The sequence below is a fragment of the Streptosporangium sp. H16 genome, from assembly GCF_051918855.1.
GTDB lineage: Bacteria > Actinomycetota > Actinomycetes > Streptosporangiales > Streptosporangiaceae > Streptosporangium.
Genome location: NZ_JBPXMD010000024.1, coordinates 30,783 through 55,528, shown reverse-complemented (window position 1 = coordinate 55,528; position 24,746 = coordinate 30,783). Strand labels below are relative to the sequence as shown.

The 24,746-nt window shown below is 68.6% G+C and carries 18 protein-coding genes; 11 read left to right on the top strand and 7 right to left on the bottom strand.

Annotated features, from left to right (window positions below; all coding sequences use genetic code 11):
• The first annotated feature begins 201 nt into the window (after nucleotides 1-201).
• The 5 genes from rpsB (at nucleotide 202) to ACTOQ2_RS31810 (ending at nucleotide 4,729) form a co-directional block, all read left to right on the top strand.
• Nucleotides 202-1,128 carry a 30S ribosomal protein S2 gene (gene rpsB, locus ACTOQ2_RS31830; RefSeq protein WP_440104531.1) on the top strand — a complete coding sequence of 309 codons (927 nt, stop codon included), beginning with the start codon at nucleotides 202-204 and terminating at the stop codon, nucleotides 1,126-1,128.
• A 109-nt stretch (nucleotides 1,129-1,237) separates the two neighbouring features.
• Nucleotides 1,238-2,071, top strand: a complete 834-nt coding sequence (tsf, locus tag ACTOQ2_RS31825) for a translation elongation factor Ts (RefSeq protein ID WP_440071186.1) — start codon at nucleotides 1,238-1,240, stop codon at nucleotides 2,069-2,071.
• 122 nt (nucleotides 2,072-2,193) lie between these two features.
• Nucleotides 2,194-2,889, top strand: coding sequence for a UMP kinase (gene pyrH / locus ACTOQ2_RS31820; RefSeq protein WP_329091288.1), 696 nt, complete (start codon nucleotides 2,194-2,196; stop codon nucleotides 2,887-2,889).
• Nucleotides 2,890-3,242: 353 nt separating this feature from the next.
• On the top strand, nucleotides 3,243-3,800 hold the full coding sequence (frr, locus tag ACTOQ2_RS31815; protein WP_362680448.1) for a ribosome recycling factor: 558 nt from the start codon (nucleotides 3,243-3,245) through the stop codon (nucleotides 3,798-3,800).
• 77 nt (nucleotides 3,801-3,877) lie between these two features.
• On the top strand, nucleotides 3,878-4,729 hold the full coding sequence (locus tag ACTOQ2_RS31810; RefSeq protein WP_440071184.1) for a phosphatidate cytidylyltransferase: 852 nt from the start codon (nucleotides 3,878-3,880) through the stop codon (nucleotides 4,727-4,729).
• A gap of 130 nt (nucleotides 4,730-4,859) precedes the next feature.
• Here ACTOQ2_RS31810 and ACTOQ2_RS31805 read toward each other — a convergent pair whose 3' ends face one another.
• Nucleotides 4,860-5,951: a suppressor of fused domain protein gene (locus ACTOQ2_RS31805; RefSeq protein ID WP_440071183.1), complete on the bottom strand. Its 1,092-nt coding sequence runs from the start codon at nucleotides 5,949-5,951 to the stop codon at nucleotides 4,860-4,862.
• Nucleotides 5,952-6,023: 72 nt separating this feature from the next.
• Between ACTOQ2_RS31805 and rlmN the strand changes: the two genes are divergently transcribed.
• Nucleotides 6,024-7,148, top strand: coding sequence for a 23S rRNA (adenine(2503)-C(2))-methyltransferase RlmN (rlmN, locus tag ACTOQ2_RS31800; protein ID WP_440104530.1), 1,125 nt, complete (start codon nucleotides 6,024-6,026; stop codon nucleotides 7,146-7,148).
• A 52-nt stretch (nucleotides 7,149-7,200) separates the two neighbouring features.
• On the opposite strand, the gene ACTOQ2_RS31795 is transcribed toward rlmN, so the two are convergent.
• The gene (locus ACTOQ2_RS31795) at nucleotides 7,201-7,455 is read right to left on the bottom strand and encodes a hypothetical protein (RefSeq protein WP_440104529.1); all 255 of its coding nucleotides are present in this window, start codon (nucleotides 7,453-7,455) and stop codon (nucleotides 7,201-7,203) included.
• A 794-nt stretch (nucleotides 7,456-8,249) separates the two neighbouring features.
• Between ACTOQ2_RS31795 and ACTOQ2_RS31790 the strand changes: the two genes are divergently transcribed.
• Nucleotides 8,250-9,638: an alpha/beta fold hydrolase gene (locus ACTOQ2_RS31790; protein ID WP_440104578.1), complete on the top strand. Its 1,389-nt coding sequence runs from the start codon at nucleotides 8,250-8,252 to the stop codon at nucleotides 9,636-9,638.
• Nucleotides 9,639-9,749: 111 nt separating this feature from the next.
• Here ACTOQ2_RS31790 and ACTOQ2_RS31785 read toward each other — a convergent pair whose 3' ends face one another.
• From ACTOQ2_RS31785 to ACTOQ2_RS31770, 4 genes are all read right to left on the bottom strand, one after another.
• Nucleotides 9,750-10,421, bottom strand: coding sequence for a hypothetical protein (locus ACTOQ2_RS31785; protein WP_440104528.1), 672 nt, complete (start codon nucleotides 10,419-10,421; stop codon nucleotides 9,750-9,752).
• Nucleotides 10,418-11,176 (bottom strand): ATP-binding cassette domain-containing protein, encoded by a 759-nt coding sequence (locus ACTOQ2_RS31780; RefSeq protein WP_440104527.1) that lies wholly within the window; start codon nucleotides 11,174-11,176, stop codon nucleotides 10,418-10,420. The genes ACTOQ2_RS31785 and ACTOQ2_RS31780 overlap by 4 nt, the downstream gene beginning before the upstream one ends.
• Nucleotides 11,177-11,442: 266 nt before the next feature.
• A complete protein-coding gene (locus ACTOQ2_RS31775; RefSeq protein ID WP_440104526.1) occupies nucleotides 11,443-14,781 on the bottom strand; it encodes a galactose-binding domain-containing protein in 3,339 nt (1,112 codons plus the stop codon).
• Nucleotides 14,782-14,826: 45 nt separating this feature from the next.
• A complete protein-coding gene (locus tag ACTOQ2_RS31770; protein ID WP_440104525.1) occupies nucleotides 14,827-16,950 on the bottom strand; it encodes a ThuA domain-containing protein in 2,124 nt (707 codons plus the stop codon).
• A gap of 619 nt (nucleotides 16,951-17,569) precedes the next feature.
• Here ACTOQ2_RS31770 and ACTOQ2_RS31765 point away from each other — a divergent pair.
• Together ACTOQ2_RS31765 and ACTOQ2_RS31760 are read left to right on the top strand one after the other, a co-directional pair.
• A complete protein-coding gene (locus ACTOQ2_RS31765; RefSeq protein WP_440104524.1) occupies nucleotides 17,570-20,326 on the top strand; it encodes a glycosyl hydrolase family 95 catalytic domain-containing protein in 2,757 nt (918 codons plus the stop codon).
• A gap of 366 nt (nucleotides 20,327-20,692) precedes the next feature.
• Complete coding sequence (locus tag ACTOQ2_RS31760; protein ID WP_440104523.1) at nucleotides 20,693-21,274, top strand: DivIVA domain-containing protein; 582 nt, start codon at nucleotides 20,693-20,695, stop codon at nucleotides 21,272-21,274.
• A 155-nt stretch (nucleotides 21,275-21,429) separates the two neighbouring features.
• Here ACTOQ2_RS31760 and ACTOQ2_RS31755 read toward each other — a convergent pair whose 3' ends face one another.
• On the bottom strand, nucleotides 21,430-21,924 hold the full coding sequence (locus tag ACTOQ2_RS31755) for an Lrp/AsnC family transcriptional regulator (RefSeq protein ID WP_329091340.1): 495 nt from the start codon (nucleotides 21,922-21,924) through the stop codon (nucleotides 21,430-21,432).
• Nucleotides 21,925-22,117: 193 nt separating this feature from the next.
• Here ACTOQ2_RS31755 and ACTOQ2_RS31750 point away from each other — a divergent pair, with 193 nt between their 5' ends.
• Both ACTOQ2_RS31750 and ACTOQ2_RS31745 read left to right on the top strand, forming a co-directional pair.
• The gene (locus tag ACTOQ2_RS31750) at nucleotides 22,118-23,575 is read left to right on the top strand and encodes a gamma-aminobutyraldehyde dehydrogenase (RefSeq protein ID WP_440104522.1); all 1,458 of its coding nucleotides are present in this window, start codon (nucleotides 22,118-22,120) and stop codon (nucleotides 23,573-23,575) included.
• Nucleotides 23,576-23,600: 25 nt separating this feature from the next.
• Nucleotides 23,601-24,746 carry an ABC transporter ATP-binding protein gene (locus tag ACTOQ2_RS31745; protein WP_440086855.1) on the top strand — a complete coding sequence of 382 codons (1,146 nt, stop codon included), beginning with the start codon at nucleotides 23,601-23,603 and terminating at the stop codon, nucleotides 24,744-24,746.

Here is a 24,746-nt window from a genome sequence, read left to right as displayed (position 1 = left end):
AAGAGGCGCGGTTGCGGGTACACTTTTGGAGGCCTGTGAGTCATGGGCCGACTTCGCATGCCCCGTCAAGAACCGGGGTCCCTCGGTCCGGGCGAGAGCCCGGCTGGATCCTGTTCGGGGCATCAGGGCGACAGCCGCAGGCTGTCGCGTCCAACCGAGAACAGCGCCCAGAGATGGGCGCCCCGATCTGGAGGACAATCAATGTCCACCCCCGTCGTCACCATGCGACAGCTGCTGGAAAGCGGCGTGCACTTCGGCCACCAGACCCGTCGCTGGAACCCGAAGATGAAGCGCTTCATCTTCACCGAGCGCAACGGCATCTACATCATCGACCTTCAGAAGTCGCTGGCCTTCATCGACAGGGCCTACGACTTCGTCAAGGAGACCGTCGCGCACGGCGGCACGATCATGTTCATCGGCACGAAGAAGCAGGCCCAGGAGGCCATCGCCGAGCAGGCCGCCCGCGTCGGCATGCCGTACGTCAACCAGCGCTGGCTGGGTGGCATGCTCACCAACTTCTCCACCGTGCACAAGAGGCTCCAGCGCCTGAAGGAGCTGGAGGAGCTCGACTTCGACAACGTGGCCGCCTCGGGGCTCACGAAGAAGGAGCTCCTCATGCGCCGCCGCGAGAAGGAGAAGCTCGAGCGCACCCTCGGCGGTATCCGCGACATGTCCCGGATCCCCAGCGCCGTGTGGGTCGTCGACACCAAGAAGGAGCACATCGGGATCAGTGAGGCCCGCAAGCTTCACATCCCGGTGGTGGCCATCCTCGACACCAACTGCGACCCCGACGAGGTCGACTACCCGATCCCGGGTAACGACGACGCCATCCGCGCCGTCGGCCTGCTGACCCGCGTCGTCGCCGACGCCGTCGCCGCCGGTCTCATGGCCCGCGCCGGCGCCAACCGCGGCGACGACAAGCCGGCCGTCGCCGGTGGCGCCGAGCCGCTGGCCGAGTGGGAGCAGGAGCTGCTCGCGGGCAGCGCCGACAGCGCCCCGGCCGCCGAGGCCGAGACCGCCGAGACCGCCGAGGCCCCCGCCGAGGTCGCGGAGACCGAGACCGCCGAGGCGACGGACGCTCCCGCCGCCGAGGACGAGTCCGCCGAGAAGACCGAGAAGCAGGCCTAGGTCACCTTCGTACGGCCCCGGCCGTACGACCCGCAAGACCCTTCCGGGTGGGTGCCGCTCAGTCGGGGGCACCCACCCGATCCACGACGATTCCCACGAGGAAAAGACAATGGCTTCCGTGAACATGGCCGACGTCAAGCGGCTTCGTGAGCTGACCGCCGCCGGCATGATGGACTGCAAGAAGGCTCTCGAGTCCTCTGAGGGCGACTTCGACCGCGCGGTCGAGATCCTTCGCCTCAAGGGCGCCAAGGACGTCGGCAAGCGTGAGGCCCGCACCGCCTCCAACGGCCTGGTCGCCCTGAAGCAGGAGGGCGACTCCGCCGCCGCGCTGCTGGAGCTCAACTGCGAGACCGACTTCGTCGCCAAGGGCGAGCGTTTCCAGGAGCTCGCGGGCCAGGTGGTCGACCACATCCTGGCCACCAAGCCGTCCGACGTGCCCTCGCTGCTCGACTCCGAGCTCGCCGGCAAGAGCGTCAAGACGCACCTCGACGAGGCCAACGCCGCGCTCGGCGAGAAGATCGAGATCCGCAGGTTCGCCGTGCTCGAGGGCGGTTTCATCGGCTCCTACATGCACAAGACCGACCCCCAGCTTCCCCCGGCGGTCGGCGTGCTCGTGCAGCTCGACTCCCCGAACGCCGACGTCGCCAAGGACATCGCGCAGCACGCCGCCGCGATGGCCCCGAAGTACCTCAGCCCCGCCGAGGTCCCGGCCGACGTCGTCGAGAAGGAGCGCGCGCTCTTCGAGGAGATGACCCGCGAGGAGGGCAAGCCCGAGGCCGCCATCGGCAAGATCGTTGATGGCCGGATCAACGGCTGGTACAAGGACTTCACCCTCCTTGAGCAGTCCTTCGTCAAGGACAGCAAGAAGTCGGTCGCGAAGTTCGCGGACGAGAATGGTGTCAAGGTCCAGGCCTTCGTCCGTTTCAAGGTCGGCCAGGCCTAATCCCTGACATCCGCTCTTCAAGCAGAGCACCAAACGAGGAGGCCGCCGCCGTGCAGGAGAACCCAGGATCCGCTACGCCGGCGGTTTCTTCGTACTCGGACCCGCTTCGCTGGAAGCGGGTGATGTTGAAGCTGTCCGGCGAGGCGTTCGCCGGCGGCGAGCCGCTGGGCATCGACCCGGGCGTCGTGGGCCACCTCGCCGACTCGATCGCCGAGGCCGTCCGCGGTGGCGTCCAGGTCTCGGTCGTCGTGGGCGGCGGCAACATGTTCCGGGGTGCCGCCCTGTCCGAGCGCGGCATGGACCGCGCGAGGGCCGACTACATGGGCATGCTCGGCACGGTCATCAACTGCCTCGCCCTCCAGGACTTCCTGGAGAAGCGGGGCATCGACACCCGGGTCCAGACGGCGATCACCATGCAGCAGGTCGCCGAGCCGTTCCTGCCCCGCCGTGCCATCCGCCACCTGGAGAAGGGGCGCGTGGTCATCTTCGGGGCGGGGCTCGGTTCGCCGTTCTTCTCCACCGACACCTGCGCCGCGCAGCGAGCGCTGGAGATCGGCGCCGAGGCGCTGCTCAAGGGCACCCAGGTGGACGGCGTCTACGACGCCGACCCCCGCAAGAACCCCGACGCCGTCCGGTTCGACCATCTCGAATATGGTGAGGTGCTGACCCGCGGCCTCGGGGTCATGGACGCCACCGCCATCAGCCTGTGCATGGACAACAGCCTGCCCATCGTGGTCTTCGACCTCATGGGCGAGGGCAACATCCTGCGGGCGGTGCGCGGTGAGAAGATCGGCACGCTGGTGAGTCCGGCACGGTGACGGAACCGGCATGGTGACGGGCCGGCACGGCGACAGGGCCGGTACGGCAACGGGAGCGAGCCCGACGTGGCGAGTGGAGTGGTACGCGAGGTAGGAGCGTCCCGCGAAGCGCGTGAGGGGCGCGTGACCGAGAAGACAGGGAGCGAGCCCGACGCGGCGAGCGGAGTGGTACGCGAGGTAGGAGCGTCCCGCGAAGCGAGCGAGGAGTGGTGAGCGACCAGAGGACAAGGTACGAACCTGACGTAGCGAGCTGAGCGGTACGCGACCGTGGCGGTCCAGGGTGGGCCTCCGGCGTGATGGCGTCCCGCGAAGTGCGTGAGGATGGGGAGTGACCGAGAAGACAGGGAGCCGCTGTGATCGACGAAACCCTCCTCGAAGCCGAGGAAAAGATGGACAAGGCCGTGTCGGTGGCGAAGGACGACTTCGCGGGCATCCGCACAGGTCGTGTCACCCCGTCGATGTTCAACAAGATCAGCGCTGAGTACTACGGGACACCCACCCCCATTCAGCAACTCGCCTCGTTCCACGTGCCCGAGGCGCGCATGGTCATCATCCAGCCTTTCGACAAGAGCTCGATGGCCGCGATCGAGAAGGCGATCCGCAACTCGGATCTCGGTGTGAACCCCGGTAACGACGGGGCGGTGATCCGGGTGGCCTTCCCCGAGCTGTCGGAGGAGCGCCGCAAGGAGTACATCAAGGTCGCCCGGAACAAGGCGGAGCACTCCAAGGTCTCCATTCGCAACATCCGTCGCAATGCCAAGGAGACCTTGGACAAGCTGATCAAGGATGGCGAGGCCGGTGAGGACGAGGTGCGCCGGGCGGAGAAGGAGCTCGACGACCTCACCCAGAAGCATGTCGCCAAGATTGACGAGCTGCTCAAGCACAAGGAAGCCGAGCTGCTCGAAGTCTGAACCATGATCCTTGTCCCGTGCGGGCCGTTGTCCGTACGGGACAAGGATTTTGTGCAGGTATGAAAGTAGGACCCCCTGTGGAACCCGTGGCGGGCAGTAGCCGTACCGGCCGGAACCTCCCCGTCGCAGTGGCGGTGGGGCTCGCCCTGGCGGCGGTCATCATCGCCTCCCTCTATTTCGTGAAGGTGCTCTTCCTCGCCGTGGTGATCGCGGCGGTGGGCATCGGCGTGACGGAGCTGGTCCGGTCGTTCGAGGCCAGAGGCATCAACGTCCCGCTCGTCCCGGTCCTGGCGGGCATGACCGCCATGCTGGTCGGCGCCTACTGGGGCGGTGAGGTGACCGGCTCGGCCTGGGGCGGGACCGCCTGGCTGGTCGGCGTCTTCGCGATGACCGTGCTGGTGCTGATGATCTGGCGGATGTTCCAGGGCACCGAGAACTACGTCCGCGACATCACCGCGACCATCCTGGTCGTCGTCTACCCCTCCCTGCTCGCCGGGTTCGTGGCGCTGCTGCTCGCCGACCCCGACCAGGGCCCGGACCGGGTGGTCGTCTTCATCGCCACCACCGCCGCGAGCGACATCGGCGGGTATTTCGCCGGGATCTCCCTCGGCAGGCACAAGATGTCCCCGGTGATCAGCCCGAAGAAGACCTGGGAGGGCTTCGCCGGGTCGGCGCTGGCCTGCATGGCGGTGGGCGGCTGGCTGGTGGCGTGGCTGCTGGAGGACGACATCTGGAAGGGCGTCCTCATCGGCGCGGTCGTGGTGGTCTTCGCCACGCTCGGCGACCTGGTCGAGTCGGTGATCAAACGCGATCTCGGCGTCAAGGACATGGGCAGCGTGCTTCCCGGTCACGGGGGCATGATGGACCGCCTCGACTCCATGGTGGCCGCGCTGATCCCGGTCTGGGTGCTGCTCACCCTGCTGGTCTGAGCCCGCTGGTCTGAGCCTGCTGGTCTGAGCCCGCTGGTCTGAACCGTGCCGGCCGGAGTCACAGCGCCTCCAGCGCCTCCCGCCCGCGCGTGACGTCCCGCGCCCCGGTACGGCTCCCGCGCAGTCCCGGTCATCCCGCCCTGGTGAGCCGGGTCGCGGACAGGCGCGGGAGCACCGCCCGGTAGCCCTCGGCCGAGACCAGGCTCAGCTCGTCCGGAGTGATCGGGACGAGCCAGAGCCACTGCACGGAGTCGCCGCCGAAGGAGAAACCCGACAGGTCGGGCAGCCCCGGCAGTCCGGTCAGCATCATGACGCCGCCGTAGGCGGAGCCGAGCGGGAAGGTCTCGGGCCGGTGGTACCACCTGGCGGTGTGGCCGTGGCCCAGCCAGGTGACCGAGTGCCACGGATACTGCCCCAGCCACAGGAACAGCCGGGCCGCGTCGCGGGCGTCGCCGGGGGAGGCGACGGCGAGCTCCACCCGGGCGTACGCGTCCGGCCGGTCGATGTACTGCTCGACGGTGGGCATCCGCTGGCAGCTCATCCCGACCGTGGAAAGGATCGTGTGCTCCCTGCCTCGCTCCGGGGGGCGTTCGGTGATGCCCACCGCGGGCATCCGCTCGCCCCCCGCGTCCCAGAACCTGCCCGCGGTACCGACCTTGCGATCCAGGTGGCCCATCACGAACTGCTGGAACGAGGCCCAGGAGCCGTCTTTCGCGCGCCACTCCCAGTAGGCGCGGGCCTTGGCGATCCGGGAGGCCAGACCTTCGTGGGCCTCCTCCAGCGACCAGGCGAACGGGGATTCGCCCAGCGCGTCGCGGGAGTAGCCGGGCATTCCCCTGCCCATGTCCGCCCATCCAGGAATGACCGCGAGCAGCTCGTCGTTCTCGTACAGGGCGACGCCGTCGCCCTCCTCGAACCACAGCGATCGCAGCGCGCCCAGGGGCCCCCTGCCGTCGGGGTGGCGGGTGTTCGCCCTCGGGGCCATCGGCGGCAGTTCGGAGTTCAGGCGGTCCGGGTCGATCGCGTCCGGGGCCGGGCGGTGGTTGGCCAGCCAGACGGCTCCGTGCACCGTTCCCCCCGGCCCGCACAGGTAAGCTACCGAGGAAGTCTCGTCGCGTTCGACCACCAGGGTGCGGCTCCCGTAGGGGTTGACGTCGGTGAGCACGACCTCGACGCCGTCCCCCCGCTGTTCCGCGGGGCCCGTGGGGCGGTTTGTCGCCATACCTCCGGACTCTAGATCACTGTCGGGCACCGCTTCGAGCATTCGCGTAACCGTTGAGAGAAGGCGTTGGACTTGTCGACCGTCAGCCCGTCCGGGACCCCCGTACCCGGCCAGCTCACCTTCGTGGCGCCGCGCCGGGCCAAGCCCGCCCGCCACCTGGCCGACCTGACCATGGCCGAGCGCCGGGCGGTCGTCGCCGAACTGGGCGAGAAGCCGTTCCGCGCCGATCAGCTCTCCCGGCACTACTTCGAGAAGTTCAACGGCGATCCCGAGCTGATGACGGACCTGCCGACCGCGGCCAGGGAGAAGTTCGCCACCGCGCTGTTCCCCAGCCTGCTGACCTCGGTCAGGGAGATGACCACCGACGCGGGCACCACCCGCAAGACGCTGTGGCGGCTCTTCGACGGCGCGCTGGTCGAGTCGGTCCTCATGCGCTACAGCGACCGTACGACCATGTGCGTGTCGTCACAGGCCGGATGCGGTATGAACTGCCCGTTCTGCGCCACCGGCCAGGCGGGACTGACCCGCAACATGACCACCGCCGAGATCGTCGAGCAGGTCGTCGCCGGGGCCCGCGCGCTCGCGGCCGGTGACGTCCCGGGTGGTCCCGGGCGGGTCAGCAACGTGGTCTTCATGGGCATGGGCGAGCCGCTGGCCAACTACAAGGCCGTGATCGGCGCCGTCCGCCGCATGGTCGAGCCCGCTCCCGACGGCCTGGGCATCTCCGCCCGCGGTGTCACCGTCTCCACGGTGGGTCTGGTCCCGGCGATCGGCAAGCTCGCGGCCGAGGGCCTGCCGGTGACGCTGGCCCTCTCGCTGCACGCGCCCGACGACGAGCTCCGCGACACGCTGGTGCCGATCAACACCCGCTGGAAGGTCGCCGAGGTCCTCGACGCCGCCTGGGACTACGCGGCCAGGACCAAGCGCCGGGTCTCCATCGAGTACGCGCTGATCAAGGACATCAACGACCAGGAGTGGCGCGCCGACCTGCTCGGCAAGCTGATCAAGAACAAGCTGGTGCACGTCAACCTGATCCCGCTCAACCCGACCCCGGGTTCGAAGTGGACCGCGTCCCGTCCGGAGGACGAGCGCGCCTTCGTCCGCCGCCTGGAGTATCACGGCGTGCCGGTGACGGTCCGCGACACCCGCGGCCGCGAGATCGACGGTGCCTGCGGCCAGCTCGCCGCCGCCGAGTAGCCCTTACCGTACGGCTGCGCCCCCCGAGGCGCCGACCGCCGCCCCGGCCTACTCACCCGGGGCGGCGCTCCCCGGCCGTTCCGGGCTCCCACCGCATCGCCGACCGGCCCGGTGCGGCCCGCCCGGATTCCCACGCCGTGGCCTTGGCGTTCCCCGGCACGGTCATGCCCACATCGACCGGCACCCCGCGAAGCAGCGGCCATTCCGCCGCGTTGTCTGCGATCGTGCCGGCGGCGACCTGACGACCGATCCACCAGAAAAGCAGCGGCCATCCTGCCAGCAACCCAGCGGCCATCCTGTCGGTCACCATTGCTCCCGCGACGCATATTCCACGGTCAGGGGCTTGTAGCTCCCTCTCGGCAGGGGCACTTTCAGGCACGTCAAAAGGCAGTAGAGAGAGGTCCAAAACGGACTGCATGCCATGTCGGCGACCGCTGCCTGGGAGGCTGCCACAGGGGTGACCGCTCGAGTTCCCGATCCCTTTGAGTGGCTGTCGCAATGCCGGCTGCCTCTTCCAGGATTTCCGCTGTCGCGCCTGGCGCGAGTCGCAGCATCGGGATCAACGGCACGCGTCGCCAGGGCTGGTTCTCCAGTCGTGTCTCTTCTTCCAGGTTGCGGGCCAGTTCTCCCACGGTCGCTCCACAGCGGACGTTGCACAGGCCGTGCTCAAGCCCGTACGCCGGCAGATTGGTACGCCGTACGGCGTACCAGCCGCCTCCGGTGCCTTCGGTGATGATCCAGGTGCGCCCGTAGCGAGTCATCGGCTCTGTGCTTTCCGGATGAGTTTCGCAGCTTCCTCGCTCAAGGCGCGGACCACGAACTCCATCGGATCGGATACCTATTTAGAGGAAATGCTGCCATTCTCTCCTGTTTCTGCCTTCGGATATGTGGTGATCCGCTACCGTCGCCCGTTACGACAGAAGATCGACTAGAGACTGGAGCATTGTGCGAAGAAGAACCTCTTGGTTCGCCGTCCTCCTGGCGACGGTGACGGTTTTACCGGTCGGGGTGGCCAGTGCGGACACCGAAGTCCTGAGGGCGCAAACCATCGCTTGGGCGCCCTGTGAGGAGGAGCCTGCCGCCGAGTGCGGCACGTTGAGCGTGCCCATCGACTGGTCGAAGCCGGGCGGGGCGAAGGTCGACATCGCCGTCGCGCGGCGGAAGGCCACGGATCCGGCCGCGCGGGTCGGTTCGCTGGTGATCAATCCCGGTGGTCCGGGCGGGTCGGGAGTGGAGGCCGTGTACGGCGCCCCCGGGTCCTACACCGAGGAACTGCAGCGACGGTTCGACATCGTCGGGTTCGACCCTCGGGGCGTAGGGCGCAGCAACCCGGTGATCTGCTCGGCGTCGGTGTACAATCGGATGCCGCACACCGTCATGAGAAGCCAGGCCGACTTCGACGCCTGGAACGCGTTCACCAAGAAGCTGCACGCCGACTGCCGCGCTCGTACCGGTCCGCTGTACGACCACGTCGACTCCGTCGACGTCGCCCGTGACCTGGACGCGCTGCGCGCCGCCCTGGGCGAGGAGAAGCTCACCTACTACGGGATCTCGTACGGCACCCTGATCGGCCAGATGTACGCCGAGCTGTTCCCCGGCCGCGTCCGGGCCCTCGGGCTCGACAGCAACATGGACCACAGCCTCGGCGTCGCGGGATTCCTGGCCACCGAGGCGCTCGCCATCGAGGACGCGTTCGACCAATTCGTCGGCTGGTGCGAGCAGGACACCAGCTGCGTCCTGCATGGGCGTGACATCCGTGCGATCTGGAAGGACCTGCGGGAGAAGGCGCGGCGCGGTGAGCTGAAGTACCCGAGCACGGGCCAGACGATGACCGAGTTGCAGGTCATCTACAACGCCGCACTGGGCACCGAGGGGCCGGCCTGGAACATACTGAGCGAGGTGATCAACTGGTTGGACGGTGGGCCGCAGCCGGAGTGGGTGCCCCCGCTGCCCGGCCGGCAGCCCGTGGAGGGTGACGTCGCGTATCTGCCGACCGCGGTCCTCTGCCAGGACTACAACCTCAAGGTGCGTAACTACTCGGAGTACGCCGCGCTCATGCGTGTCTCCAACCGGCTCGCACCCGACACGGGGTACCACCCGTACCCGATCGACGATCTGCCGATCTGCATGAACTACCCGACCACCAACGCGCCGCACGCACTGCGATACACGGGCGACGCCCCGCTGCTGCTCGGGAATTCCCTGCACGATCCGGCCACCCCGTGGATATGGTCCGCCAACGCGGCCCGTCAGCTCGGGTCCAAGGCGGTGTTGCTCACATACGAGGGCTGGGGACACCGCATCTACGGCAAGGACAAGTGCCAGACGGACATCTTCGACGAGTACCTGATCTCGCTGAAGGTGCCGCCGCGCGGCACGCGCTGCGCCGTGGGCACGCCCGAGGAGAGCATGCTCAAGCAGCAGGCGCCGTCACGGACGTGGCCGACCGGCCCGAACCACTGGGCGGCCGGCCCGGTCGCGGCCTTCTAACTCCGGAGGCGGGTCTCCGCCCGGGCGGCTCATCCGGGTGAGATTTGTACGGCTGTCGAGTGGGTGGGTGTCGTCGAACCACGGCGAGTCCGGTGGTTCGACGACACCCGTTCAGGGGTTCAGACGGCGCAGGCGCGCGTACAGGATGAGGCTCGCGGCGGTCCAGAAGAGGGTGGCGGCGGAGATGGGGAGCACGACGGTGTCGAGCAGGCCGTCGTTGGCGGCGCGCATCCAAAGCATGATCGGCACCGAGAGGCGGCCCACCGGGGTGAGGCTGACCAGCAGCAGGGCGAGATAGCCGCCGAAGAGGGCGAGCATCGAGACGGCGGGGGAGGCCAGGATCGGGCGGCTGGTCAGGGCGCCCAGGGCCGTTCCCGCGCTCACGCCGAGCACGTGCAGCGCGATGCCGAGCGCCAGGTCGGCGGAGGTGGGCATGGCCGCGAAGCCGTGGAGCAGCGGGAACCCGACCGCGATCGCCGCCATGCCGAGGGTGACGGTCAGCGCGGCGAGCAGTCCGGCCCCGATCTCGCGACCGGGTCGTCCGGCGGCCGTCATGGAGATCAGCCGCTGCGTCGGGGGCTCGGTGTCGAGCAGTCCCCGGGCGGCCCAGGCGAAGACGAGGATCAGCAGTCCGGCCGAGTCGGCGTACGCGGACAGCTCCTTGCCCGGCGGGGTCAGCGTGGAGTAGAAGATGAGCAGCATCACGAAGAGCCCGATCATCGGCTGGAGCAGCCGGTGCGACCGGGCGTAGGCGGCGAGCTTGAAGCGTACGAGGTGGATCATGATGACCGCCTGGTGAGGTAGCCGTCGGCGCGGAGCTTCTGTTCCACCTCGTCGGCGTCGTCCGCGTCCACGACCACCTCGATGACCACCTGTGCGGACGGTGCGTCGGGGACGTCCCGGGAGGGGGCGGTGGAGCCGGGCGGGGGGAGCGTCGAGGAGATCGCGACGCCGCCGTCCGCGACGAGCCAGTGTTCGGCGCCGGGGAAGTCCTGGAGTTGTTTTTGGTGGTCGCTGACCACGACGGTCCCGCCGCGCGCGGCGATCTCCTCGATGATCACGGGGAGTTCGGTGCGGGTCTGCTCGTCGAGCCCGGCGAAGGGTTCGTCCAGGATGAGCAGGTCCGGCGGGGCGAGCAGCGACTGGATGAGTCCCACCTTCTGCGCGCTGCCCTTGGACAGGTCGCCGAGCGGCTGCTCCAGCAGGTGGGTCGCGTTCAGCCGTCCCGCGAGTTCTCCGGCGGCTGAGCCGGAGGAGAGGCCCCGGATCCTGGACATGTGGGCCAGGTAGGCGGCGACGGTGAACGGCTGGTCCACGGGGAACACGTCGGGGGCGTAGCCGACGACGCCCGGCCGGTCGGAGACCGATCCCCGGGTCGGGGGGACGAACCCCGCCATCAGGCGCAGCAGCGTCGACTTCCCCGCGCCGTTGCGGCCGGTGACCTCGACGACGGAGCCGGGACGGAGCGTGAGCTCGACGTCCCGCAGGACCCAGGGGCCGCGCCGCGAGTATCGGAAGGACACCGTGGAGAGCCGCATAGGCCGCAACCCTACCGCGATCATCTGCTTTCCGGCCTGCGCCCTCGATCTCCCGGTTCTCCGGCCGGGTTCCCGGCGTCCGCGCTTTCGGCTGTGTCCCCGTGTCCCTGTGTCCCCGCTCACCCGGTGTCCCGCCCGGCCCGGCGGGTCCCGCTCTCCCGCCGCGCCCTCCCGGGACGTGAACGGGGACCCCGCGTGAACGCGAGGTCCCCGTCGTCATCGAGCCTGGGCGGTGTCACGCGCCGTCCGGCTCCGAGTCCACGGGATCAGCTGCCGTAGACGTCGAGGTCCCACAGCGAGTAGCCGTAGGCGGTCAGGCCGCGCTGGGTGCCGTACACGCGCACGTAGCGCCCGCTGCCGCTGACGGTCAGGTCGTCCACCCCGCCGTCGGAGGCGACGGTGGAGTAGACGTCGGTCCAGGTGCTGTTGTCGGTGGAGGTCTGCACCTGGTACGCCTTGCCGTAGGCGGCCTCCCAGTTCAGCCGGACCCGGTTGATCGAGCGGGTGGCTCCCAGGTCGACGGTGATCCACTGCGGGTCGCTGTAGGCGCTGCTCCAGCGGGTGGCGGGGTCGCCGTCCACGGCGTAGGCGCCGACCCGGCCGTTGCCCTCCTCCACGCTGCTGGTCGTGACCGGCTTGCCGACGGACAGCAGCGTGGGGGTCGAGGTGGCGGGGGTGCCGTAGACGCTGAGGTCCCACAGCGAGTAGCCGTAGGCGGGCAGGGCTCGCTGGGTGCCGTGGACGCGCACGTAGCGTCCGGTGCCGGTGAGGGAGAGGTCGTCGACCCCGCCGTCGGAGGTGGTGGTGGAGTAGGCGTTGGTCCAGGTGCTGTTGTCGGTGGAGGTCTGTACCTGGTATGCCTTGCCGTAGGCGGCCTCCCAGTTCAGCCGGACCCGGTTGAGGTCGTAGGTCGCGCCGAGGTCGACGGTGATCCACTGCGGGTCGGCGTAGGTGCTGCCCCAGCGGGTGGCGGGGTTGCCGTCCACCGCGTTGGATCCGGCGTGCGCGCTGCCGCTCTCCACGCTGGAGGTCGTTACCGGCCTGCCCCGTGCCAGGTCGGTGGTGGGGTCGGGGTCGCCGGGCGGGGTGCCGGCCCCGGCACCGGTGAAGGTGTAGCTGTCCAGGTCGAACAGGGCGCCGGTGCCGGTTCCGGTGAAGACGATGTACAGGTCGTGGGTGCCGTCGTCGGGTTTGGTGACGGGGGCGGTCACCTCGGCGTAGTTGTCCCAGCCGCCGGTTCCGGCGACCGCGACGCGGGCGACCTCGGGGCCGGTGGGCGAGTCGAGGCGGAACGACACGGTGCCGCCCGCGTTGGCGGAGGAGACGCGCGCCCTCACCCCGGTGATGCCCTTGAGGCTGATGGCGTGGTGCTTGACCCACTCGCCGTTCTGGATGTCACCGAGCCGCTTGGCGCCCTCCGCCGCCGCCTGGTCGACGACCCTGGGGCCGTTGAGCTGGACGTAGTGCTCGGCCTGCCACTGCTTGGGCCAGAGCGTGATCTCCTTCTCGCCGGTGAGCGGGACGCTGCCGGTCGCGCCGCGGTCGGTGTAGCCGCCGCGGATCACGAAGAACTGCACGGCGTCGAGCCCGGCGTGGATGGGACCGGTGTTCACGGTGAAGCCGCAGCCGGTGCCCTGGCCCTCCTCGTGGGCGTGCTCCTGGTGGCCGAGCGCGGCACGGATGACGACGTCGGCGCAGGGGGGCGTGCCGTCCTGCGCGTCGGTCGCGGTCGCGGTCGAGACCAGGTCGTCGCCCCAGCTGTACATGCCTCCGGCGGGCAGGCCGTTCAGCGTCACCGCGGGCCGGTTGTTGCCCACCACGATGGGGACCACGACGGTCCCGGTGCGGTTGCCCGGGTCCCTGACGGTGAGCCTGGCCCGCTTGTCGCCGTTGGTCGTGTAGGTGTGCATGGGGTTGGCGGCGGTGGAGTCGACGGTGCCGTTGTCGTCGAAGTCCCAGGCGTAGGTGAGCGCGTCACCGTCGGGGTCGGAGGTCCCGGCACTGGAGAAGGTGACCGCGAGCGGGGCGAGCCCGTTGTCCCGGTTCACCGTGGCCTGGGCGATCGGTGACCGCCCGCCCTGCACGTGGTTGATCTTGTAGAGGCCGGCGTCGGAGGCGCCGGAGAAGTAGCCGCTGCCGTACTCCAGCAGGTAGAGCGAGCCGTCGGGGCCGAACTCCATGTCGATGGGGTGCACGAGGTTCATCCCCGCGAGCACCGGCTCGATGACGGTCGGCGTCCCGGTGGTCGGGTTGCCGTTGCCGAACTGGACCTCCTTGATCCAGTTACGGCAGTACTCGGAGATCAGCAGCTTGTTGTCGTAGTAGACGGGCCACTTCACGTCCGAGACGAGGTTCGGGTCGTAGTGGTAGACCTCGGCGTGGTTGGGGGAGCCGCAGCCGCCGGGGTTGTCCAGGGCGGGCCACTCCTTGCTGCCGCCGTGCTGCTCCCAGACCAGCGCGGGCTTGGTGGGGGGCAGCTGCTGGAGGCCGGTGTTGCGCGGCGAGTTGTTCACCGGGCCGGTCGTGCCGCCGCAGGGGAACCAGCCGCGGGGGGCGTTCGCCGCGAAGTCCCAGTCGTTGTAGGCGACGTTGGGACCGCCGCAGTAGGGCCAGCCGTAGTTGCCGGGCCCGGTGGCGCGGTTGAACTCGTCGTAGGCGGCGGGACCGCGGTTGGCGAGGGTCGCGTTCGCGTCGGGGCCGACCTCGCCCCAGTGCAGGGTGTTGCCCGACTTCTTGTCGACCCAGATCCGGTACGGGTTGCGGGTGCCCATGACGTAGATCTCGGGCCTGGTCTGCGCGGTGCCCGGGGCGAAGAGGTTGCCCGCGGGGATGGTGTAGGTGCCGTTGTTCTCCGGGTGGATCCGGTTGATCTTGCCGCGCAGGTCGTTGGTGTTGCCGGAGGTGCGCTGCGCGTCGTACTGCGGGTTGCGGCTCGTGCGCTCGTCGATCGGGGCCATGCCCGCCGAGTCGCCGCCGGAGTTGGTGTTGTCGCCGACGGCGAAGTACAGGTTGTCGTCGCTGTCCCAGGTCATCGAGCCGGCCGAGTGGCAGCACAGCTCACGCTCGGTGGGCCACTCGATGATCATGTCCTCGCTGGCCGGGTCGAGGACGTTGGCGGTGGTGTTGAAGGTGAACCGGGAGATCCGGTTCACCAGCGGCGTCACCTTGGGCGAGTGGAAGAGGTACACCCAGTAGTTGGTGGCGAACTTCGGGTGGAGGGTGATGCCGATGAGCCCGTCCTCGAAGCGCGCGTCCAGCTGGAGCGTGAGCGCCACGGTCGTGGCCTTCGTCGCGGGGTTGTACAGGCGGACCTGGCCGCCGCCGGAGGTGGTGCCCCGGTTGATGTAGAGGACCTTGCCGTCGGGCAGGACGGAGAGCTCGATGGGCTCGCCCATCGACAGCCCGCCGTCCAGCTTGACCTTCTCGAACGCGCTGGTCGGCGGCGGGGCGAGAGCGGCGGTGGTCCCGAGCGAGGAGGCGGAGGCGGTCCCGATCGTGGTGGCGGTCGACGCCGCGGCGGTGGTGCCGGTGGCTCCCGCCGCGGCGGCGGCGAGAGCGAGAACGAGAACGCCCAAGGTCGTACGAAGGCGCGTGAAACCTAACACGAAGGTCTCCTGGGGGGTGAAAAGGCAGACGCGTGCGGAGTGGTGTCAGGTGCCGTAGATGTCGAGGTCCCACAGGGAGTAGCCGTAGGGGGTCAGGCCGCGCTGGGTGCCGTACACGCGCACGTAGCGTCCGGTGCCGCTGACGGTCAGGTCGTCGACGCCCCCGTCACCCGCGGTGGTGGAGTACACGTCGGTCCAGGTGCTGTTGTCGGTGGAGGTCTGCACCTGGTACGCCTTGCCGTAGGCGGCCTCCCAGTTCAGCCGGACCCGGTTGATCGAGCGGGTGGCTCCCAGGTCGACGGTGATCCACTGCGGGTCGGCGTAGGCGCTGCCCCAGCGGGTGGCGGGGTCGCCGTCCACCGCGTTGGATCCGACGTGCGCGCTGCCGGTCTCCACGCTGCTGACCGTGACCGGCCTGCCGGCGGACAGCAGCGTGGGGGTCGAGGAAACGGGGGTGCCGTAGACGCTGAGGTCCCACAGCGAGTAGCCGTAGGGGGCCAGGCCGCGCTGGGTGCCGTACACACGCACGTAGCGTCCGGTGCCGGTGAGGGAGAGGTCGTCCACTCCGCCGTCGGAGGTGGTGGTGGAGTAGGCGTTGGTCCAGGTGCTGTTGTCGGTGGAGGTCTGCACCTGGTACGCCTTGCCGTAGGCGGCCTCCCAGTTCAGCCGGGCCCGGTTGAGGTCGTAGGTCGCGCCGAGGTCGACGGTGATCCACTGGGGGTCGGCGTAGGCGCTGCCCCAGCGGGTGGCGGGGTCGCCGTCCACCGCGTTGGATCCGACGTGCGCGCTGCCGGTCTCCACGCTGCTGACCGTGACCGGCCTGCCCCGCGCCAGGTCGGTGGTCGGAGGGTTCGAGGGACCGTCCTGCTTGATGCGGATGTTGCGGTAGTTGATGTCGAGCCCGTCACCGTCGTTCTGGACGCCGATGTAGCCGTTGGCGATGTTCCGCGTGCTCGTGTAGTCGTTGATCTTGGTGCCGTTGAGGTAGATCTCGACGCGCTGCCCGTGCACCGCGATCTCGTAGGTGTTCCAGGAGCCGGGCGGGTTGAGCGCCGCGGCGCGCGCGGCCGTGTCGGGCGCCTTGAAGCTGTAGACGCTGCCCGTGGTCCGGGTGGGGTCGGCGTCGGAGGCGTCGATCTGGATCTCGTGTCCCAGGTCGACCGGCTGCCACGGGTCGTTGCCCGGGTCGGGGAAGCCGATGAAGACGCCGCCGTTGTCGTCGCCCGGCATCATCCAGTCGAGCTTGAGCGAGTAGTTGGAGAAGGTCGAGACGGGGTACCAGAGCAGGCCCATGCCGCCGACCGAGGACAGCGTCCCGTTGGCGAGGGTGAAGCCGCCGGGGCCGGCCTGCCGCCACTTGCCGAAGCTGGCCTGTGTGCCGTCGAACAGCGGCGTGTAGCCGGTCTCGGGACGGCAGTCGGCGGCCTTCGCCTTCGCGGCGACCTGGATGCCGCCGAGCAGCATCTTCGTGAAGCCGGGGTCGGCGTAGGACTCGTCGGTGTGACCGAGGCCGGTGTACCAGGCCCGGCCGCCCTGGTAGTCCTGGCACCAGGTGATCGGGTGGTCGGCGCCCATGCCGCCGCCGCTGTAGGACGACTCGTCCAGGTTGGCCAGCACCTTGACGGCGGTGCGCGGGTTGGCGCGGTAGTCGTACCACTCGTCGGTGCGGGTCCAGGTGGGCGCCAGGTGCGAGGTGGACGGGTTCGCCCGGTCCTCGACGCGGATCGTCGCCTGCTGGGTGGCGGGGTGGGCGCGGAAGTACGCCCCGACCAGGCCTCCGTACCAGGGCCAGTCGTACTCGGTGTCGGCCGCGGCGTGGACGCCGACGTATCCGCCTCCGCTCGCGATGTAGGACTGGAACGCGGTCTGCTGCGTCGCGTTGAGCACGTCGCCGGTGGTCGACAGCCAGATGACCGCCTGGTACTGGGCGAGGTTGGCGGTGGTGAAGGCGCCCGCGTCCTCCGTGGCGACCGCCGTGAAGCCTTCTGCCGCGCCGAGTTGCTGGATGGCGGAGATCCCGAAGGGGATGGAGGAGTGCCGGAAGCCGGCTGTCTTGGAGAAGATGAGGACCTTGGTCAGGGGGGCCGCCGAGGCGGTACCGGGTAGCAGCGCGATGGCTCCGGTGATCATGACGGCCAGCGCGAGGAGAACCCGCGAGATCCGGCGCATACGTCTACTCCTAGGGGGAGAGGAGCGCGCCGCCGCACCTGGTGACAACCTTTCGGCGGAGATGTCGAGACATTCGCCGCCGTACGACAAAAGATTCGCACGGCCTGGCGAAAGCGTCAATGTATGGGAGCGCTAACAGGCGATTCGCCTTGCGATGATCTTGATACATCGGATGTATTTATTTGTGGCACGCTGTAATTTCCGGACGAGATGGACAAAATACGGCCTGGTCAGCGACTTATCGCGCTCGCGGGGCAGGTTTTCCTGTCCAAAGGGGATATTTCACATCTTGACGTATACAGACGTCCGATGTTAACTACGGCTGACAGATCCGATCTACCAAATGTGAAGCAGGCCCGGCCTGTGACCACAGGTGTCCTGGTGACGGATCTGTCCCCACGGGGAAGTCAGGGAGTCGCCGCCGGTCGCCGATTGCCGGCGGCGGCTCCCTGACTCCCCGGCGTAGCTCCCCTGCATCACGTCACCCGCCCACCGGAACGTCCCGCCGAAGCGACCCGCTCTCCCCGAGCGGCGGCGCCGGCACGCAGGTGGGTGAGTCGCGCGCTCGGTCAAGGCGGGGCGGCGTGGCCGCCGTCCCCGGTGGCGATTAAGGAAGATCATGCCGAGAAAACCAGTACGCCTCTTACTGATGTGGTTCCTCGTGACATGCCTGGCCTCGGTCGGCATGGCCGTGCCGGCGTGGGCGGCACCGGGTGACACGGCCTTCGACCAGGCGACCGGGGCGCTGAGGGTCGACCGCGGGTCGTACCTGTCGAAGCACGACATCGTCTACAACCGCCCCAACACCAACCCGGTCCAGGGCCTGACCGTCGGCAACGGCCGCACCGGGGCGATGGCCTGGAACCAGAACGGGCTGACGATGCAGGTGTCGGGGGTGGACCTGTCGCCGCAGTCGACCTACGCGGCGGGCCTGGCGAACCTCAGCACCACCCCGGCCATGGACACCGGGTACACGACCTTCCAGCAGCGGCTGTCGCTGTACGACGGGACGCTGACCACCAAGTACGACTCCAACCGGACCGTGACCGTGATGGGGTCGCCGAACTCCGAGGTCATGGGCATCCACGTCGAGGACACCCGGGGCGGCGTGTCCAACGTGGCGTTCGACCTCAGCATGTGGGACCCGGCCACCGTCCAGAACATCGCGGACGTGCCCGACCTGAACACCTGGCGGACGATCTCCACCTTCTCCGACTCCGGCGTGGCCGGGTTCAGCCGGGGCCAGACCGACGCGAACGGCTTCGGCTACACCATGGCCGCCACCGTCGAGGGCGCGAACTTCACCACCCAGGTCGTGGACGGCAGGAAGGTGCGGCTGAACATCACGCCCACGTCCAGCTACACGATCTGGTTCACCGCCGCGAGCCGGATCAACGCCCCCAACCGCGACTCGGTGGCCCAGGCCCGCAGCCAGCTCGCCTCGGTGAGGAACACCGGCTACACCACCACGTACAACAACTACCGCAACTGGTGGCACGCGTTCTGGGAGAAGTCGTTCGTCCAGTACTCCACCTCCAACCGCGACGCGGACTACCTGGAGAACGTCTACTACCTCAGCACGTACATGATCGCCGCGGGCGGCTACGGCAACTACCCGCTGCACTTCATCAACGGTGTCTTCCGCGCCACGCAGGACAACTCCAAGTGGAGCAACGCCTACTGGTACTGGAACCAGCGGGACGTCTACAACTCCTTCCTCGCCTCCAACCACGCCGACCTGATGAACACCTTCAACCGGCTCTACAGCCGTAACCACACCGCGCTGAAGGCGTACACGCAGACGAGGTACGGGATCGACGCCCTGTGGGTGCCCGAGACCATGGGCTGGGACGGCAACGCGCGCGGCACGGTCAACAGCGACTACACCAAGAACATCCTGACGACCGGCTACCAGGCCGCGTACAACATGTACCTGCAGTACCGCTACACCAACGACGCGAACTACCTGCGGGACGTGGCGTACCCGTACATGCGGGAGACCGCGAAGCTCTACAAGGGCCTGCTGTCCTTCGACGGGCCGACCGGCAAGTACTACATGGCCAACTCCCACTCCCACGAGACGTACTGGAACGTCCGCAACGCGATCACCGACCTGGCCGCGGTGCGCAGCATCTTCCCGCTGACGATCCAGGTCAGCCAGCAGCTCGGCCTTGACGCCGGCCTGCGCGCCGACTGGCAGAACATCGTGAACAACCTCGTCGCCTACCCGACGGGCAACGGCGCCTACCTGCCCCACGAGCCGCCGATCTCGCAGACGAGGAACAACGAGAACGTCGCCTCGGAGCTGATCTGGCCGTACAACATCACCGGCATCGGCTACCCCGACTACCAGACCGCGCTGAACACCTGGAACCAGCGGCCGTTCCCCTACGGCAACGTCTGGTCCAACGACGCGGTGCAGGCGGCCCGCCTCGGTCTCGGCGACCAGGCGTACCAGGGCATGAAGACGATGCTGCAGAAGTACCAGAATTACCCCAACGGCATGACGACCAACACCAACGGCGTCTTCGAGTATCTCGGCGTGCACCTGTCGGCGCTGAACGAGTCGCTCATGCAGAGCTACAACGACAAGATCAGGGTGTTCCCCGCGGTGCCGGGCGACTCCTCCTTCGTCGGCAGGTTCACCCTCCTGGCCAAGGACGGCTTCCAGGTCAGCTCCGAGCGCGAGGCCGGGGAGATCAAGTACGTCGGGCTCAGGAGCCTGTACGGCAAGCAGGCCACGGTGGTCAACCCCTGGGGCACCCAGCAGATCCGGGTGCGCCGCGCCTCCGACAACGCCATCCTGACCACCGTCTCCACCGGCGAGGTCTCCTTCGCCACCGCCGCCAACGCCGTGTACGTCGTGGAGCGGACCGCCAAGCCGCTGAGCGGCTACGCCTCCACGACGCTGACCGGCTCCGCCAACCAGGGCGTCAAGGCCCTGAGCGGCACCGCCTCCACCCTGGGTCTCCCCGGCGGCACGAGCAACGGGACGATCAGCCTGCGCTCCAAGGCCAACGGTCTCTACGTCACCGCCTCCAACGGCTCGCCGCTGATCGCGAACGGGACGTCCACCGGGACGGCGCAGCAGTTCGAGCGGGTCAACCAGAGCGACGGCACCATCGCGCTGCGCGCGAAGATCAACAACAAGTTCGTGGCCGCGGAGGGCGCCGGAGCCCAGCCGCTGATCGCCGACCGCGACGCGGTGGGCCTCTGGGAGGTCTTCCAGCTCATCACCAACCCGGACGGCTCGGTCAGCCTCAGGGCCCAGGTCAACAACAAGCTGGTGTGCGCCGAGGGCGGCGGCGCCCAGCCGCTGATCGCCGACCGCGACGCGGTCGGCCCCTGGGAGAGCTTCGACCTGATAAATAACTAAATCAGGATTTTTCAGGAAACCGAGTCCGGCGGAGCGTCTCGATCGGCCGGACTCGGTTTCCGCCTTTCCCGCCGTTCACCCGGCCTTCGGGCCCCGTCTCCGCCTTTCTCTCCGATCACCCGAGCTGTCACCCCCGGATATCCTCGTCGTCATTCGTCGTGACGGGACTGTCCGGGTCCCGCCGCGTGCCGAGGCCGTTTTCGCGGATCCCGGTGTCCATTGGAACACCAGGCTACACGCCCGCCCCAGACGTCTCGCTTTTGTCCGGCTATTCCCTCCAGAATGGATACATCGGATAAAGGCCCTATCGGGGAGACGCGAAAGGACGCGGGTTTGAACCGCTTTCCACGGGTCCTCGGGATTCGCATGGGATATGACCCGGACCAGGTGGACCTGCTGGTCCGCCGGATCGAGGGGACCCTCGGCAGGGGCGCCCCGGAAGGTGAGCCGGTCACCGCGGACGAGATCCGCGACGCCCGGTTCCGCACCAGGCTCGGCGGCTACAACGAGGTCGCCGTCGACTTCGCGCTCGAGGCCTTCATCGTGGCGATCGAGACCCGGCCCACCGGCGCGGACGGGCGCCCGGTCGTCCCCGCCCGCCGTGCCGCGCCAGAAGAGCCCGAGCGGGAGGAGAACGAGGACCGCGCCGCCCGGGTCGAGCGGGTCGCCTTCAGGCCGGGACGGCTCGGCATGGGCTACAACGAGGACGAGGTCGACGCCTTCCTCGACCGGATCGTGGCCACCCTGCGCGGTACCACCGACACGCCCCTCACCCCCGGCGACGTGCGCGCGGCGAGGTTCGCCACGGTGATGCTGAGGCCGGGGTACGCGATCGCCGAGGTCGACGAGTTCCTCGACGAGCTCGCGGACGTCCTGGAGCCCCGCCCGGCCGGCGACGACGCCTTTCGTGATCCGTCAGCCGGCGACGAGGCCTCTCGCGGCCTCTAGCGGCACGGGCCCTCCTGGCTCGGCCGGTCCGCGGCGGTACGCCGGAGGCGACCCTCCACCGGCCCGCGGCGGTATGCCGGAGGTCCCTCCGCCGGCCCGCGGCGGTACGGCGAGGTACCGGACGCGGAAGGCGCAGGAGTGTGCGCCGGGACCCGTCAGCGGGTACCCCAGGAGTAGGTCTGCTTGTGAAGCTTGAGGTAGACGAAGGTCTCGGTGGCGCGGACGGTGGGGATGGCCCGGATCTTGCCGAGGATCTCCAGGAGATGCTGGTCGCTCTCGCAGACGACCTCGACCATGATGTCCAGCGACCCGGCGGTCAGCACGACGTAGTCGATCTCCCTGATGGCCGACAGCTCGTCGGCCACCGTCTCCAGGTCGCCCTCGCACTTGATACCGATCATGGCCTGGCGGGGGAAACCCAGGGTGAGCGGGTCGGTCACCGCGACGATCTGCATCACCCCCGCGTCGAGCAGGCGCTGCACCCGCTGGCGCACGGCGGCCTCGGAGAGCCCCACCGCCTTGCCGATCGCGGCGTACGGCTTGCGCCCGTCCGTCTGCAGTTGCTCGATGATCTGCTTGGAGATCTCGTCGAGGACGACGGGGCCGGGCCTGGCGTCGTTTTCGCGGCGAACCTTGGGCGGCGTCGTCATGGGCGCTCCCTGGCGTCATGTTGCGGGGCTGTTGCCGTCATGTTGCGGCTCCGATGCGACATGCTGTCAGTTCCGGCGCTTCTGTCAAGCGATTTCGTAGCAATTTGGTATCTTAACAACGAAATCCCTTGTCGTAAGGCTGTCGCTCTGTAAGAGTCGCGACAACTCAGCCCCGATCCTTAGGAGGCCGACGGTGACCACCCCGGTTGAGACCAGCGAATTCCCTCGCCTGCGGAATTACATCGGCGGCGAACTCGTGGAGGCCAGGAGCGACCGGTTCTCCGACGTCATCGATCCATGCACCGGCGAGATCTACCTTAAGGCCCCCGTCTCGGGTCCCGAGGACGTCGACGCGGCCTATGCCGCCGCCGCCGCAGCGTTCGAGTCGTGGAGCCGGGCCACCCCGGGTGAGCGCGCCAACCTCCTGCTGAAGGTGGCCGACGCGATCGACGCGCGGGCCGAGGAGCTGAACGAGGCCGAGTGCCGCAACACCGGCAAGCCGCGCGCCCGGATGGCCGAGGACGAGACCCCGATCGCCGCCGACCACTTCCGCTTCTTCGCGGGGGCCGCGCGCACGCTGGAGGGCCCGACGTCGGGCGAGTTCCTCGCCGACCACACCTCCGTCATCCGGCACGAGCCGATCGGCGTGGTGGGCCAGGTCACCCCCTGGAACTACCCGATGATGATGGCGGTCTGGAAGATCGCCCCGGCGCTCGCCGCGGGCAACACCGTGGTGCTCAAGCCCTCGGACACCACCCCCGTCTCCACGGTCAAGCTGGCCGAGATCCTCGGTGACGTCCTGCCGAAGGGCGTCTTCAACGTCGTCGTCGGCGACCGGGAGACCGGCGCGCTGGTCGTCGGCCACCCGACCGCGTCGATGGTCGCGATCACCGGTTCGGTCGGCGCGGGCATGGCCGTGGCCAGGAGCGCCGCCGACGACCTCAAGCGGGTGCACCTGGAGCTGGGCGGCAAGGCGCCCGTCGTCGTGTTCGACGACGTCAGGGACCTCAAGTCCGCCGCGGAGTCCATCGCCACCGCGGGCCTGTACAACGCCGGCCAGGACTGCACCGCGGCCTGCCGCGTGCTGGTCCACGAGGACGTCCACGACGAGTTCGTGGCCGCGCTCACCGAGGCGGCGGCGAGCACCGTGACCGGCGACCTCTCCGACGAGGACGCCCTCTACGGCCCGCTCAACAACGCCGACCAGCTGGCCCGCGTCACCGGCTTCATCGACCGGGTCCCCGGCCACGCCAAGGTCCTGACCGGCGGGAACCGGATCGGCGACCGGGGCTACTTCTTCGCCCCCACCGTCGTCGACGGCCTCAAGCAGGACGACGAGATGGTGCAGAACGAGGTGTTCGGGCCGGTGATCACCGTCCAGACCTTCTCCGACGAGGCCGACGCGGTCGCCAAGGCCAACGGCGTCAGGTACGGCCTCTCCGGCTCGGTGTGGACCTCCGACCACGGCCGGGCGATGCGGGTGTCGAACCGTCTCGACTTCGGCGTGGTGTGGGTCAACACCCACATCCCGTTCGTCTCGGAGATGCCGCACGGAGGCTTCAAGCACTCCGGTTACGGCAAGGACCTGTCCGTTTTCGGGTTGCACGACTACATGCGCGTCAAGCACGTCATGCACTACATCGGCGAATAGCCGCGAACAGAGGGATAAGCCTGGCATGACCGAAATCCAGGCGAGTACGGAGACGGCCGACACCGTCTCCCGCTCGCCCCACGTACCCGCAATCGAACTTGACGGGGTCGTCAAGGAGTACGTCTCCCACGGCGAGGTCGTCCAGGCGGTCAAGGGTGTCACCCTGTCGATCGCCGAGGGGGAGTTCTTCTCGCTCCTCGGCCCCTCGGGCTGCGGCAAGACCACCACCATGCGCATGATCGCCGGCTTCGAGGACCCCTCGCGCGGCAACGTGCGGCTGCACGGCCAGGACGTCACCGACGTCCCCCCCAACAAGCGCGACGTCAACATGGTCTTCCAGTCGTACGCCCTCTTCCCGCACATGAACGTCTGGGAGAACGTCGCGTTCGGCCTCCGGCGCAAGAAGGTGGCCGACGCCGAGATCAAGCGCCGGGTCGGGGAGATCCTGGAGATCGTCGATCTCACCGGGCGCGAGAAACGCCGCCCCCGGGAGATGTCCGGAGGCCAGCAGCAGCGGGTCGCCCTGGCCCGGGCCCTGGTCAACAACCCCCGCGCGCTCCTGCTGGACGAGCCGCTCGGCGCCCTCGACCTCAAGCTCCGCCAGGCCATGCAGATCGAGCTCAAGCGCATCCAGCGCGAGGTCGGCATCACCTTCGTGTACGTCACCCACGACCAGAGCGAGGCGCTCACGATGAGTGACCGCATCGCCGTCATGAACGACGGCCAGGTCGAGCAGCTCGGCACTCCCAGAGAGATCTACGAGCGGCCCGCGACCGCTTTCGTGGCCGGGTTCATCGGCACGTCCAACCTGCTCAGCGGCACTGTCGACCGTTTCCAGTCGGGCTTCGCGGTGCTTAAGCTGGGTGATGACGACCACGTCCTCGCCGAGGGCGGATCGTTCCGTGCCGGGGAACCGATCGCGATCACGGTGCGCCCGGAGAAGATCAGGATTACCACGGAGGAGCCCACCGGAGACCTCAGCGTCGTGCGAGGCACCGTCTCAGAGGTGGTCTATCTGGGGCTTTACACCAGTTATACGGTCTGCCTGGCCCATGGTGCAGAGGTGACCGTTTTCCAGCAGAACGCACTCGACAGCACGAGCACGGCGGAGCGCGGCGACGCCGTCTGGCTGTCGTGGCTGCCGCACCACTCGTACGCGATCGGAAGTTGA

Excerpts from the sequence above, each read along its gene's own strand:
- ACTOQ2_RS31770 (WP_440104525.1), bottom strand. The coding sequence starts at position 16,950 with ATGCGCCGGATCTCGCGGGTTCTCCTCGCGCTGGCCGTCATGATCACC.
- pyrH (WP_329091288.1), top strand. The coding sequence starts at position 2,194 with ATGTTGAAGCTGTCCGGCGAGGCGTTCGCCGGCGGCGAGCCGCTGGGC.
- ACTOQ2_RS31780 (WP_440104527.1), bottom strand. The coding sequence starts at position 11,176 with ATGCGGCTCTCCACGGTGTCCTTCCGATACTCGCGGCGCGGCCCCTGG.
- ACTOQ2_RS31765 (WP_440104524.1), top strand. The coding sequence starts at position 17,570 with ATGCCGAGAAAACCAGTACGCCTCTTACTGATGTGGTTCCTCGTGACA.
- ACTOQ2_RS31760 (WP_440104523.1), top strand. The coding sequence starts at position 20,693 with ATGGGATATGACCCGGACCAGGTGGACCTGCTGGTCCGCCGGATCGAG.
- ACTOQ2_RS31755 (WP_329091340.1), bottom strand. The coding sequence starts at position 21,924 with ATGACGACGCCGCCCAAGGTTCGCCGCGAAAACGACGCCAGGCCCGGC.
- ACTOQ2_RS31785 (WP_440104528.1), bottom strand. The coding sequence starts at position 10,421 with ATGATCCACCTCGTACGCTTCAAGCTCGCCGCCTACGCCCGGTCGCAC.
- tsf (WP_440071186.1), top strand. The coding sequence starts at position 1,238 with ATGGCTTCCGTGAACATGGCCGACGTCAAGCGGCTTCGTGAGCTGACC.
- ACTOQ2_RS31745 (WP_440086855.1), top strand. The coding sequence starts at position 23,601 with ATGACCGAAATCCAGGCGAGTACGGAGACGGCCGACACCGTCTCCCGC.
- ACTOQ2_RS31805 (WP_440071183.1), bottom strand. The coding sequence starts at position 5,951 with ATGGCGACAAACCGCCCCACGGGCCCCGCGGAACAGCGGGGGGACGGC.
- rpsB (WP_440104531.1), top strand. The coding sequence starts at position 202 with ATGTCCACCCCCGTCGTCACCATGCGACAGCTGCTGGAAAGCGGCGTG.